Annotated in this window: 11 protein-coding genes; 5 read left to right on the top strand and 6 right to left on the bottom strand. The window is 38.6% G+C overall.

What is annotated here, in order from left to right:
* The first annotated feature begins 161 nt into the window (after positions 1 to 161).
* The 4 genes from parE to AC3WR0_RS06495 all read left to right on the top strand — a co-directional run bounded on the left by parE (position 162) and on the right by AC3WR0_RS06495 (position 6,017).
* Entirely contained in the window at positions 162 to 2,147 is a 1,986-nt protein-coding gene (gene parE, locus AC3WR0_RS06510) for a DNA topoisomerase IV subunit B (protein ID WP_492551538.1), read from the top strand.
* Positions 2,144 to 4,582: a DNA topoisomerase IV subunit A gene (parC, locus tag AC3WR0_RS06505; protein ID WP_492551537.1), complete on the top strand. Its 2,439-nt coding sequence runs from the start codon at positions 2,144 to 2,146 to the stop codon at positions 4,580 to 4,582. Before parE ends, parC begins: the two co-directional genes overlap by 4 nt.
* A gap of 100 nt (positions 4,583 to 4,682) precedes the next feature.
* On the top strand, positions 4,683 to 5,438 hold the full coding sequence (locus AC3WR0_RS06500; RefSeq protein ID WP_492551536.1) for a YybI family spore inner coat protein: 756 nt from the start codon (positions 4,683 to 4,685) through the stop codon (positions 5,436 to 5,438).
* A gap of 99 nt (positions 5,439 to 5,537) precedes the next feature.
* On the top strand, positions 5,538 to 6,017 hold the full coding sequence (locus AC3WR0_RS06495; protein WP_492551535.1) for a staygreen family protein: 480 nt from the start codon (positions 5,538 to 5,540) through the stop codon (positions 6,015 to 6,017).
* Positions 6,018 to 6,869: 852 nt separating this feature from the next.
* Here AC3WR0_RS06495 and AC3WR0_RS06490 read toward each other — a convergent pair.
* From AC3WR0_RS06490 to AC3WR0_RS06465, 6 genes are all read right to left on the bottom strand, one after another.
* Positions 6,870 to 7,001 carry a hypothetical protein gene (locus tag AC3WR0_RS06490; RefSeq protein ID WP_492551534.1) on the bottom strand — a complete coding sequence of 44 codons (132 nt, stop codon included), beginning with the start codon at positions 6,999 to 7,001 and terminating at the stop codon, positions 6,870 to 6,872.
* Between the two features lie 97 nt (positions 7,002 to 7,098).
* Positions 7,099 to 7,290, bottom strand: coding sequence for a hypothetical protein (locus tag AC3WR0_RS06485; RefSeq protein ID WP_492551533.1), 192 nt, complete (start codon positions 7,288 to 7,290; stop codon positions 7,099 to 7,101).
* Between the two features lie 46 nt (positions 7,291 to 7,336).
* Positions 7,337 to 8,188: a type II toxin-antitoxin system SpoIISA family toxin gene (locus tag AC3WR0_RS06480; protein ID WP_492551532.1), complete on the bottom strand. Its 852-nt coding sequence runs from the start codon at positions 8,186 to 8,188 to the stop codon at positions 7,337 to 7,339.
* Between the two features lie 171 nt (positions 8,189 to 8,359).
* The gene (locus AC3WR0_RS06475; RefSeq protein ID WP_492551531.1) at positions 8,360 to 8,755 is read right to left on the bottom strand and encodes an acyl-CoA thioesterase; all 396 of its coding nucleotides are present in this window, start codon (positions 8,753 to 8,755) and stop codon (positions 8,360 to 8,362) included.
* A 126-nt stretch (positions 8,756 to 8,881) separates the two neighbouring features.
* Complete coding sequence (locus AC3WR0_RS06470) at positions 8,882 to 10,675, bottom strand: CocE/NonD family hydrolase (protein WP_492551530.1); 1,794 nt, start codon at positions 10,673 to 10,675, stop codon at positions 8,882 to 8,884.
* 164 nt (positions 10,676 to 10,839) lie between these two features.
* Positions 10,840 to 12,180, bottom strand: a complete 1,341-nt coding sequence (locus AC3WR0_RS06465; RefSeq protein ID WP_492551529.1) for a YheC/YheD family endospore coat-associated protein — start codon at positions 12,178 to 12,180, stop codon at positions 10,840 to 10,842.
* 224 nt (positions 12,181 to 12,404) lie between these two features.
* Here AC3WR0_RS06465 and AC3WR0_RS06460 point away from each other — a divergent pair, with 224 nt between their 5' ends.
* The gene (locus AC3WR0_RS06460; RefSeq protein WP_492551528.1) at positions 12,405 to 13,799 is read left to right on the top strand and encodes a UDP-N-acetylmuramoyl-tripeptide--D-alanyl-D-alanine ligase; all 1,395 of its coding nucleotides are present in this window, start codon (positions 12,405 to 12,407) and stop codon (positions 13,797 to 13,799) included.
* Positions 13,800 to 13,817 lie beyond the last annotated feature (18 nt).

Raw genomic sequence — 13,817 nt, 5'->3', positions numbered from 1 at the left:
TGGTACAATAGAATCGCGAACATAAGTTCTTAACCGTAAATTTCCTTGCCAACATAAAGGAAAACGGTTTTAATTGAACGAATACATTTACGGAAATTTTATTTGAAAATCGTTTTTTAGAATGTTAGCTTTTTCTGGAAGAAGTGAAAGGGGTATTTTTAGTGGCAAGAACACAGCAAGCATTTGATTACAATGATGATGCCATTCAGGTATTGGAAGGTCTGGAAGCGGTCCGCAAACGCCCAGGCATGTATATTGGAAGCACCGATTCCCGAGGCCTCCATCACCTGGTGTATGAAATTGTTGATAACTCTGTCGATGAAGCACTGGCTGGTTTTGGCAATCAAATCATCGTCAGAATACATAAAGATAACTCAATCAGCGTTATTGATAAAGGACGAGGAATGCCGACCGGAATGCATAAACTCGGCAAACCAACACCTGAGGTTATTCTGACAATTCTTCACGCAGGCGGAAAGTTTGGCCAGGGCGGATATAAAACGAGCGGAGGCTTGCATGGTGTAGGTGCATCCGTTGTAAACGCACTTTCAGAGTGGCTGGTAGTTACAATTAAAAGAGACGGATTTGTCTACGAGCAGCGATTTGAAAATGGCGGAAAGCCCGTAACAACTCTTGAGAAGACCGGGAAAACCAATCAGACGGGAACGACCATCCATTTCAAGCCGGATCCAACCATATTTTCAACGACTACGTATAATTATGAAACACTATGTGAGAGGTTAAGAGAATCTGCTTTTCTTCTTAAAGGTTTTAAAATAGAAATCATGGATGACCGAAACGATTTTCATGAAGTATTCCATTATGAAAACGGGATTGAAGCATTTGTAGAGTACTTAAACGAGGAAAAAGATGTACTTCACCCTGTTGTAAGCTTTGAAGGAACTCAAAATGGAATCGAAGTAGAGTTTGCATTTCAATTTAACGATGGATACTCGGAAAATATTCTTTCCTTTGTTAACAATGTACGGACCAAGGATGGCGGTACACATGAAGCTGGCTCGAAAACAGCTATGACAAGGGCTTTTAATGATTATGCAAGAAAGGTATCCCTTCTTAAGGAAAAGGATAAAAACCTAGATGGTGCCGATATCCGTGAGGGTCTTTCAGCCATTATCAGTGTTAGAATTCCCGAGGAGCTATTGCAGTTTGAAGGACAGACAAAAGGAAAATTGGGTACAAGCGAAGCAAGGTCTGCTGTTGATTCAGTAGTTTCAGAGCACCTGGCTTATTTCTTTGAAGAAAATCCAGATATCAGTTCCCTTCTAATCCGTAAGTCAATTAAGGCCTATCAGGCTAGAGAAGCAGCACGGAAAGCCCGTGAGGATGCGCGAAGCGGCAAAAAACGCAAAAAGTCTGAAGCCGTTTTATCGGGCAAACTTACTCCTGCCCAATCCCGAAACCCTCAAAAAAATGAACTTTACCTGGTAGAGGGTGACTCTGCTGGCGGTTCTGCCAAACAGGGACGGGACAGACGTTTCCAGGCAGTTCTTCCCCTGCGTGGTAAGGTTATTAACACAGAGAAAGCAAAGCTTGCTGACATCTTTAAAAACGAGGAAATCAATACCATTATCCATGCTATTGGAGCAGGTGTCGGTACAGATTTCAACCTGGAAGATGTGAACTACGAAAAAGTTATCATCATGACTGATGCTGATACAGACGGAGCACATATCCAAGTTTTGCTTCTGACTTTCTTTTATCGCTATATGAAACCACTTTTGGAAGCAGGAAAAATCTTTATTGCCCTGCCACCGCTTTATAAAGTAAGTAGAGGTACGGGTAAAAAAGAAGTCATTGAATACGCCTGGAATGATGATGAGCTTCAAGGTGCAATGAAGAAGGTCGGAAAAGGTTATATGATCCAGCGTTATAAGGGACTTGGCGAGATGAATGCCGACCAATTATGGGAAACCACTATGGATCCTGAAACCCGGACTTTAATCCGCGTTAAAATTGATGATGCTGCAAGGGCTGAAAGACGTGTGACAACCCTTATGGGTGATAAAGTAGAGCCTCGCCGAAAGTGGATTGAAGCCAATGTAGCTTTTGGCCTGGACGATGACGACGATATTGATACTATTTTAGAGAATGAAAACATTATGGTCGCAGAGGAGGAAACTGAATGAGCACACCAGAAAAATTCCGCGACTTGCCTCTTGAAGATGTACTTGGCGACCGATTTGGACGATACAGTAAATACATTATCCAGGAACGCGCCCTCCCTGATGCAAGGGATGGCCTGAAGCCTGTACAGCGAAGAATACTATATGCAATGCATGTAGAAGGCAACACTCAAGAAAAAGGTTTCCGTAAATCAGCAAAGACAGTTGGTAATGTAATTGGTAATTATCACCCGCATGGTGATACTTCGGTTTATGATGCGATGGTAAGGATGAGCCAGGATTGGAAGGTCCGTAACGTACTTGTTCAAATGCATGGAAACAACGGAAGTGTTGACGGGGATCCTCCGGCTGCCATGCGTTATACAGAGGCAAGATTATCAGCTATTTCTACAGAACTTCTAAGGGATATTGAAAAACAGACAGTTGATTTTATCCCGAACTTTGACGATACCTCCAAGGAGCCTACTGTACTGCCTGCAATGTTTCCCAACTTGCTGGTAAATGGCTCTACAGGTATTTCTGCCGGTTATGCAACTGAAATACCCCCTCACCATCTTGGAGAAGTAATTGACGGGGTTATCATGAAAATGGATAAACCAGATGTCACAGTAGATGAGCTAATGACGGTTGTAAAAGGTCCAGACTTCCCGACCGGGGGCATTATTCAAGGTTTAGATGGGATTAAAAAGGCTTATGAAACTGGAAAAGGGAAAATTATCATCCGCGGTAAAGCTGGTGTTGAAGATTTGCGCGGGGGCAAGCAGCAAATTGTTATTACAGAGATCCCTTATGAAATAAATAAAGCTAATCTTGTAAAGAAAATGGACGAGTTGAGATTGGACCGCAAAGTGGAAGGTATTTCAGAGGTTCGTGACGAGACAGACCGGACAGGCCTAAGAATTGTTATTGAATTGAAAAAAGATGCCGATGCGACAGGTGTTCTTAATTACTTATACAAAAACAGTGATCTTCAGGTAACTTATAACTTCAATATGGTTGCTATCCATAAGAAGCGCCCTAAATTAATGGGTTTAAATGACATGCTGGATGCCTATATTACCCATCAGAAAGAAGTAATTACTCGGCGTTCAGAATACGAACTTAAGAAAGCAAGTGAGCGCCAGCATATCGTCGAAGGATTAATGAAGGCACTTTCCATCCTTGATGAAGTGATCGCAGCGATCCGTGCGTCTAAGGACAAACGGGATGCAAAAGAAAACCTGATGGCAAAGTTTGCATTCACGGAACCTCAATCGGAAGCAATTGTTTCCTTGCAGTTATACCGTTTAACTAATACAGACATCACTGCATTGAGAGCAGAGGCAGAAGAATTGGCTAAAAAGATTGAAGAACTTACTTCCATCCTGGAAAGTGATAAGAAACTGATTTCTGTTATTAAAAAAGATTTAAAAGACGTTAAAAAGCGTTATGCAGATGAGCGCCGCTCAAAAATCGAAGCAGAAATCGAAGAAATTAAAATTAATCTTGATGTTATGATAGCAAGTGAAGATGTAGTCGTAACGATTACAAAAGAAGGCTATATCAAGCGAACCAGTCAGCGATCTTTCGCTGCTTCAAACGGCCAGGACCTTGCCATGAAGGATTCGGACCGAATACTTGCGACATTGGAAATGAATACGAAGGACGTCCTTCTTCTGTTTACAAGCAAAGGTAATTACCTATATATGCCGGTCCATGAGCTTCCTGACATACGATGGAAGGACCTTGGCCAGCATGTTGCGAATATCATTCCAATTGACCGAGATGACGAGCTTCTTCATGCCCTGCCAATTAAAGATTTTGAAACGGATGCCTTCCTGGTTTTTGTTACGAAAAATGGAATGGTTAAAAAGACTGAGTTAAAAAACTATAAAGCTCAAAGATATTCAAAATCATTAACGGCGATCAATCTTAAGGATGATGACAGGGTTATTGACATTCACCTTACAAATGGCAAACAGGAAGTATTTATGGTCAGTCATTATGGCTATGCCCTCTGGTTTGATGAAGAGGAAATAAGCATTGTTGGTGCCCGGGCTGCTGGAGTTAAAGGCATGAACCTTAAAGATGGGGATTATGTCATTGCAGGCAAAGTTTTTGAACCTGAATCCAAAGTTTCCATCTTAGTTTCTACCCAGCGAGGGGCAGTCAAGAAGATGAAATTAAAAGAATTTGAGAAATCATCACGAGCTAAACGCGGTCTTGTCATTCTTCGTGAGTTAAAAGCCAACCCTCATAAAATTATTGGTTTTGAGACTGTTACTGATGAGGATGAAATTTTTATACAGACAGAAAAAGGACAAATCGAATCCTTTAAAGCAGCAGATCTAAAAAATAGCGATCGCTACTCAAATGGCTCGTTCCTTATAGACGAGTCAGACAGCGGAAAAGCGGTTCGAATTTGGAAGGCTGAAGAACCAATAAGTATTCAAAAATAAAGAATTGAATGGCCGCCTGAAAATTCAGGCGGTTTTTTTCTGCATTAATTTCCCAAACCTGCGCAAAATAACCTTAAAGAAGGACTGGGAGGTTATTTTAATGGTTAGGGAATTGTTTTTTTCGTTTGCAGCATTCTTTTTCATGTCCATTTCAGCAATGACAGGCTTATTTTCAAATGAAGAACAGGCGAAGGATCTTACCCTTTATAAAAACGCAGTGGACCTCACTGGGGATGGCAGAAAAGAAGATATACTGCTGCATGCAGACCCTTACCATGGGAAAAGTCCCTTTTTAAAGAACGTATTTATTGAAATACATTCATCGACTGAAAAAACATACAGAATAGATTTAGATAGTGGATATAGGCCGAATTTAAGTTTTCAAGACTTGAATGGAGATGGAATAAAAGATATTTTTACAGCTATAGAAAAGGGAGGAAACGGAGGGATCATTCAAAACCATCTATATACTTTGAAAGACTTTAAACTAGAGGAACTACAATTGCCTGAGCCATTGGAAATGGACGGAAACTTCGTAAATGGATATAAAGCAGAATTGACATTAAACGCAAACGGAAAAACCTTTTTATTTGATCTCAAAAGCAAAAATAAAGAATATGAGAAACTTGGGCTTTACGTTGATGGAAAATTAAATGAACCAACTGAACTAAAAATAAATGGTTTTCATTCATTAGAACCCGTTTCTTTTCGAGACGGATCCTGGGGGCTTCGGGGAATACAACTTATAGATGGTATTGCAGCAGCCGACAGCATTGGGAATGTAAATACGCTCTGGAAGCATGAGGAGGGAGGATGGTCACTCAGTCAGGCATCTGTCCTGGAAGAAGGAAAATAATCTGAAGGAACTTCATAGCTAGGCCACTGTCACGGTTTTTACATTCTTTCATATATTGTGAGTAAGCATTTAACAACCTAAAGAGGGGGGATGCTTGCCATGAGTATATTTGATCCTTCAAAGTTATCCGTAAAGTTTTTAGCTCCAGCTACACCTTTTCGGCCAATTGACGGCCGGAAATATACACTCACTCATTCTGATCAAACCGGAGAATTATTTTTAAGTATTGGGAATGAATATGATTATCCGTCAATAAACATGCATTTCCGCGATGAGGTTATAGCAGAATGGCAGCCTCACATGGGGGAATTTACACTTTGCGGAAAAGTTTATGTTGATGGTGGGGAATTTGATGAGAATTACTCCAGTATCCGGTATAAGATTTTTAAAAAAGAATTGAAATTAGCGTTATCAGCCATCATTTATGGGGATCAGATCCTATTTTCTTATTTCCCATGGCTGCTGGATGCTCCAATTTACATTCAATTTGAATCAACATACGCTGCATACAGCCAGGTATTGTATTATGGGACACCTAGACATTATTTAACTGGAGCTTTGCAGACAACGACCATATAAGCACAGGACCAACACCTGTGCTGTTTCACTTTTGTTAATAATAAGTTTGCAGAAAAACAGGCAGTAAAATAATAATAATGTTATGTAAACTAAAGTCAGAAAAAATAACAGCAAGGGGATAACTAACTAGAATACTTAAGCCACGTTAAATATTAAATACAATATTTAAAACTAAGACTAAATCATTATGGAAATACGACTGCAAGCTAAAATAATGATCTTAAACAATCTAAGTTTAATAATTAGATATAGACTGTAAATTATATAGGTAGTTAGATATTAGAATTTAATAAATTATTTTAGCAACCATAGCTGGAAAAATAATTGGTACAAGCTTAAATTTAATATCCAAGGTTTTATCGAAACCAGCCAAAAGGATTATGCGTAAAACTGAAAACAAAATCCTAAGTTATTAAAGAAGTAAATCTGACTGTATGAGGTGAATTTTTTTGTTTTGTCTCATTATCTTAAGTATACTTAGTGATTGAGACGATTAAACAGTCTTTTTATCTAGGTTCCGAGAATATATATTATGTAAACTAGAAAATAAATTTTAGGGGGAGGTATTCTCCCCTTTGGGTTCTACGTAATTTATATTATGAGCAATGTTCTTCTCATCCTTTAAAGGAAAGTTTATTAGGGGCTGAACCATCTTGCACTTGTTTGAAAAAAATAGGATTAATAATTTTTTAATGGATTAGCAATTGATAGAAATTACTCACTTTGGACGAATTATGTTATGCTGGGAATCGTTTCACTAAGCGCACGAATTGAACTGCAGCTAAATATTGGTTGGATCGAAATATTATCTTAAACAAGATTCATAGCATTTCGGTTAATAAATTAGTTATTTTAGCTAAACATACCTTTAAATGCCCGAATCACTTTAAGGGCTTTTTCATTTTCTTTTGCCATTTTGGTTTCCGACTTTAGCCGGGTGATTTTCTTTGGTTCAACCTTTTTCGGTCTCTTTTTATCTCCCATTTCTTCGCCCCTCTTCTTGTAACTGCTGGTACTAACCTATACAAGAAAAGGAGGTTTTATACATAGAAAAAAGCAAGATGCTGTCATAGCACCTTGCTTATTGATTTCCGATGTATTGGAGAACCTTTTTGTTCATCTCTTTCACGTTCTGAGACAAGCGGCTGGTTGATTTATCCGATAAATGTGTGGTCTTGCTTGCTCTGGCAAGTGTTGATCCTGCCGTTTCTTTAGTCTTTGCGCCACCCGGCTTACCTGCTGATTTAAGAGTGCGCCCCATTGGTTTCCTCATATAAAGCCCTCCTCGTCAGTGGTCTTTTTACCATTATACCACTCATTTAATGAAACGAATAAAATAGATATATTAAATTGGTAATATGAACAGCATCAACTTCTAGAAGCTCGCCGCTTGTATTCTTTAAGACGATAAGCATGCTTCTTTGATCCATATAGACAGGAACAATCATGCTATCCTCCTTTATCACGGATATAATCTCCGATTGAAAAAGGGAGGAAACGTATTCTTCCTTTTCATTCCCTAACTCAAAGGAATTAAGCCTTTCGATGTCATCTACTAGCCTATGAATCGCTTGCAGGAGCGAGACGTCTTCGATATACGCTTCAAGTTCTTCATTGTTCATTTTTGCTCTTTCTTCACTTGGAATAAGGTTAGCATCAAATGGTTCAATCGTAAGATCCCATAGCTGAATGGCAAATCCATACTGGTCAGAATACAATTTCAGATATTTCTCCAATTCTTCGCTATCAAAAATGGCATTTGGTTCGGGAATCAATTCCCCAAAATATGTGCCTGCATTCTGTATCATCTCTGACATTGTTCCTACACGTCTCATGGTGCCTCTATGAATCTTGTTATTGGCTTCTATAACATTTTCCACATAATCCCCATATTGAAACTCGGCCTTCCAGATTTTCATTATACTTGGCGTTAATATCAGTGATAGGTCAATAAAGATAACAATTGCGGTTAGGGTAAGCAAAAACTGCCAATTGGATATCTTTATTTCATTCATTAGGATGCCCGATGCCACTGCACCTATAAAAATAGTATAAAGGCCTTTTCTCAATGCCCTTAGTGAAGCGTGGTATTTCATGTTATCAGCCAGGAAAAAGACCAGGTTTCCAATAGAAAAAGCCAACAATACACCTACAAATATCTTAAATGCCACTCCCCCAACTCCTCTCTTACTTCTTTCTTTCTACGAGTCGTTGAATTGACTTCTTTTATTCTATCATAATGAAATATCTTCCTGAGCAATTTGAAAGTAAAAAGATGCCTTAATCTTGGCATTCTCCTCTTGATTCAAAATAAGGAAGTGTTTCTTTTTCTCTTAGGTAACTTATTCCCGTTTATGTTCCTCAAGTTCCTGACGAATGTTAAATGGAATAGGTTCTGTCTTTCTTATCTTTTTGTTGAAATTAACATAAGTGGCAGTTCCTTTTGCACATAACTCTCCTGATTGATAAAGCTCTTCCTCGAGTATAAAACTGGAATTGCCTATATGTTTAACCCATGTATGTACTTCTACTTCCCGGCCATAAAAGATTTCTTTAATATAATCAATGTTAAGGTTAACTACAACGCATCTCCAGTCAGCAAATGATAAGTCAGGGTTAAATATCCTAAATATGTTTTCCCTGCCAGCCTCCAACCAGACAGGTACACAAGTATTATTGATGTGTCCCATACCATCTGTTTCAGAAACGCGGGGTTGAATGGTTAATTTAAACAACACATTCCCTCCATTTAATCTATGTATTTAAACAAGGCTCATAATAAGTCAATTTTTCTAAATAGTCAATCAATGTATTAGATAGTAACTAAAAGAAAGTCCATTCCAGGCTGGAACGGACTTTCCTCTTTACTTAACTATTGGTAAAACTACTGATGATGGATGCTGACTGTCATGCATAATTGTTACAATACCCCCAAGCTGTTTACCAAACTGCGGAAGCGGGGATAAGGAATGTGGGAAATCGCTCGGGCCAACCGCAATTCTTAGCTTATGCCCCTTCTCTAGAACGGCATTCGTTGGAAATATTTCTACATTGAGTTTCATAGGCTGGCCTGGAACAACCTCTTCTGCAGATTCAGCAGTAAAGGGATGCCACGGCTGAATTAGTTCGCCATCCAGGTATCTCGATTTGCTTTCATCAAGCTTCCTGAAACTCGCAGCCAGCCATCCTGCGGTCAGCTCAGTCGATGTCCCATCAGGAGCAACATCTGTTACCCTTACAGATACTACTGCCTCTCTCGCTGTTGTTTTAATATATAATTCAGCACCAATCGGACCGCTTAAACGATACTCAGCTGCAAAAGGACTTGAGGTATATGTCACTTCCGAAAGCTCAGTCAGACGGTTATCCTTCGAACAAGGCAACGAATCTATTAATCCGATCAGCCATTGATTTGTACTTCCCGAGCAAACTCCATTAATAGGTTCCTGAAGCATTGTATCTCCAGTTTCAAATACTCCAGGTCCGGCTTTGCTTAAACCTCTCCCACTGTTTAAAAACCACTTTTCCGCTCCAGTATCCTGATTAGGATAATCATTCTGAATCTCGAAGTGATCCTTTCCTAGGACAAACTGTGTTACATCCGGAATCTTCTCTACATTCGTATTCATTCTCTTTAAATAATGATCGAACCATCGAAGGGCAATTTGATCAAGTGTGGGAACTCCATCCCTTGGAAGCCCAGAGCCAAAGTCTCCATGTGTCCAGTTGCCCATAAGCAATTTAGCATTAACATTTTTCTTAAGCTTTTCATACAACAATGGTTCCCCGCGCTGGAAAATATCATGAAGCCCACCTGTAATAAATGCTGGCACCTTAACATTTTCAGCGGAGAAAATAGGCGATCTCATATGCCAGTTAGGGCCATCGTAAGCCATCTCTCCGCCTGTCAGCAATTCAGACAGTGTGTTCGCCGGAAATCCCGTCGTGCTTCCTGCATGGCCTAGCAGCAGAGTTGAAGCATCGATTGGGTCTGATAAGGTATATGTCGGCGGCAGCAACCCAGACGAAGTCACTAGACCCATCCAAAGCGGGATAAAACCTGTATTCATCATACCGCCGGACATTAAAATATCGCGGTATGTATCAGCCATTGGCACAATCGGAAAAATGGCTTTTAAAGCGGGCGGCTGCTGTGCTGCAGTTAAGAGCTGATTAATTGCACTATAGGATGCTCCCCATAATCCAACATTTCCATCGCTCCATTCTTGCTTCGATACCCAATCAACCAGCTCATAGCCATCTTTTTGCTCTGATTCACCGAATGAATCCCAGACACCTTCTGATCCACCAGTTCCCCTGACGTCTACCACTACATGTACATAGCCACGTTTAACGAAATAGTCGTTGGCTGCCCCTAGTGAACTATTTTTGTTGTAGGGGGTTTGAGTTAATATTACCGGGTACTTTCCTGGTGTATCAGGCCTATAAACATTCGCAGCAAGGCGGACTCCATCCCTCATTGTTATAAATACATCATTATCGGTTACCATTTGAAACTGCTCTGGCCTATCATATTGAGTCCATTGTTCGGGAATAGCCGTATCGGTTCCGGCTGCAAAAACAGGCAGGTTTGTAACCGTTATCATTAAAAGGATTACAAAAGTATTAACTAAGAATAATTTCTTTTTATAATACAAAAATATCACCCCTTTGTTCATACATACCTAAATCATACCCCTCATAAAAAGCAATTTATCTACGCAAAGAGCAGTATTTTAATAGTACAAAAGCAGTAATTTTAAAGAGATTTTCAGCAAAAAAGAACCTGAAGTAATATCCAGGTTCTTGAAAGTATCTATAATTAAAAGCCTGCTAGGTGTCTGGCATACAGCATATTTTTGAATCTTGCAAAGTAAAAAGTACTTTTATTATTAGCCTTAAGTGCTATATAGGGATCAGGGTTTTGGTGGTTAATTTCAATAATATAAATTAAGCAATTTTCATCCAACCCGATATCGAATCCAATATTCCCGAGGTGGTATCCATTTTTCTCAAGAAGCACTAGTGCTTCTTTTGCAACTCTTCCGATCTGTGCTTTAATCTTTATAATTTCCTCGTCCGTTAACTTCCAAACCTTTTTCAATGTTTTGTCAGCGGCTTCGGTTTCTCCGCCAGCTGTTATATTACTTACAATATTCCCTTTGGAACCCATACGAGAAAATATGCCTAAGTTTTCCCACAAACCCTTTTCGTTTTTTACCGCCATTAATCTAAAGTCAATTACTCTATCATCAAATTTCATTAAAGGAATGGTTTGCTGGATCAAAAACATATCAGAAACAAGCTCTTCCTGAAAAAATTCTCTTATCTCAGGCTCGTTTGTAAAAAACCTTATTTGTTTGTCACGGTTATGATCAAATAAGACAACTATATTTTCGCCATCTTTTATTACCCTATAGATTTTTTTGCCCAGCCTTCCATTCAAGGGTTTTATATACACACTTCCAAAGCTATTAACCATTTCAGCAATATCTTTTACATCATTATATAAAATTGTTTTTGGCAAGATTTCACCAAGATTATGCTGTAAAAGATTATACATTTCCCATTTTGAAAAATGAGGATAGTTAAATACCTTTGGACCTAAAATCGAGATGAGATGCTGCAGTTTGGTATGAAATTCTTCCCATTTGGATGTTAGGCTGGCTTCCAGTATGGACATAACAGCAGCAGGATAATAAAGAGTACCGTATATCCACGAACTCTTCCCAGGCTGATAAAGGAAACCGGAAACTGTTCGATTCTCCATATTAATACCTTCAAGCGAGAATATAATAATTGCTCCGCCAATTCGTTTATATTCTTTTACAAAACTGTTGTAGGTTGGGAGCATCTCAGCCGTTTTTTTATTTGTGAAATCTGTAAGGATTCCGATAAAAGGTCCTATAACCAATTCGTTATTTTTTATAAGGATGTCATAATAACATGTTATGGGGATACCTAAAGAATCAATAATATTTTTAGATAAAACGATATCTTTAATGTCCGTAGACTCCATGAAATTCACTTTAACTTCTATGGTTTTTACACCAAACCTAACGGACCTTATTTGTTTTATTTGTTCCATTTCCCCATCAAAGAATGCGCTAGGAGACAATATTATAGTACTGATTGTCATATTATTAGGTATTATTGAAAACATGGTGTTTCCTTCACTTCCCTCTCTATCCCCTATCTCCAGGCTCCTGTTTTTAATGCTTAACACTCACTTGGTAAATGAAAAATTTCTCCATATGTATAATATGTATTTTGAAAAAGTGATGAATCCGCTTAAGTCTAAGTTAGGCAAAATGGGCTTATAGCCGGACATCTGCCCCCCTTTATCAATATGATAAATGGAAGTCATAATAGAGAGCAGGTGAGTGAATGAAAACACTAAAATTACAAGAAATACTCTTTGTTTTAGAAGGAAGGCTGGTTTCCGGAAATGAATCACAGCTTATAAAAAACGCAGCAAAATATGGGGAACATCTTATTACCGATCATACCTTGGTATTTGTAATGAAGAATAAGAAGTACACACCTCTGCCTACTAACGTTTCCTCAATTACTGTCATTACTTCTAACCCAGATTCAATAACCAATGTTCCCAAAGAGACTGCCATTGTACAAGTTTCAAATGTGAGGAAAGCTTATTTCAGATTTATTCGCTATTACAGACAACTTTTTAATCTGCCAGTAATAGGTGTAACTGGTACATGCGGAAAAACAACAACAAAAGAAATGATTTCTTGGATATTATCTGAAAAACAAAATGTAGTTAGTACGCTCTTAAGCCATAATGGTTTAAGGAGAAATTTGGATTATTTATTAGAGATTGATGAAACCACCGATAGCGCTGTTTTTGAAATGGGTGTATCTGGTCCGGATCAATTACTATACTCAGCCCATTATTTTCAGCCGCAAATTGGAATTATTACCACAATAGGAACGGACCATACTGAGGGCTTTAGAACTCAGGAATTATATATAAAAGAAAAAGTAAAAATGTTAAGTGCTGTTAGTCAGCGTGGGACAATTATTCTTAATTATGACGATAAAAATATTAGAAACATAGATGTAGGCCAGTTTAAGGGTACTGTTATTTATTACGGTACAACTGAGGCTGCTCACATTCAGGCTCATACGATAAAGTTTAACCTAGAAAGAGAAGGCATGGACTTCTTATTCGTTTGCCGTGAAGGTAAATACCCTTGCTTTGTACCGGGATTTGGCACGCATAATGTTTATAACGCACTAGCTGCAATCATTGCGTCGACTCTGGCTGGTGTTAAGCTTACAGATGCCATCCAACGGCTGCAAACCTTTAAGCATGTAAAAAGTCATCTGCAGTTTCATAAAGGAATCAAAGGAAGCCTCATTATTGATGACACTTGGAATACAAATCCGACATCAATTGAATCTGCTTTGGAGGTTTTAAAGGAAACATCACAAGGCAGGAAAAAGATAGCCGTTATAGGGGAAATAGAAGAATTAGGTGATTATTCAGTATCAGAACATGAAAAAGTTGGATCTCTTGTTGTGAAAAACAAGGTTGATGTTTTAATTACAGTCGGAAAAAACACGCGTCCTGTCTGTAAAAAGGCTGGAGAATTAGGAATGAATCCTTCTGCCATTCATAATGTTACCAATAAAAAAGAGTTATATAATTTATTAAATACAATGGCAAATGAGCATACCTCTATTCTATTTAAAACATCAATGCGAAAGTCCTTCCAGGATTTAATGGATATCTTAATTAATCGTTCAAAAAAAGGCTGAACAGTTCTCTGATTCAGC

Source organism: Neobacillus sp. FW104-15D2, assembly GCF_058790155.1.
The sequence above is the reverse complement of the archived record's forward strand: the minus strand, read 5'-3'. Positions and strand labels throughout refer to the sequence as shown.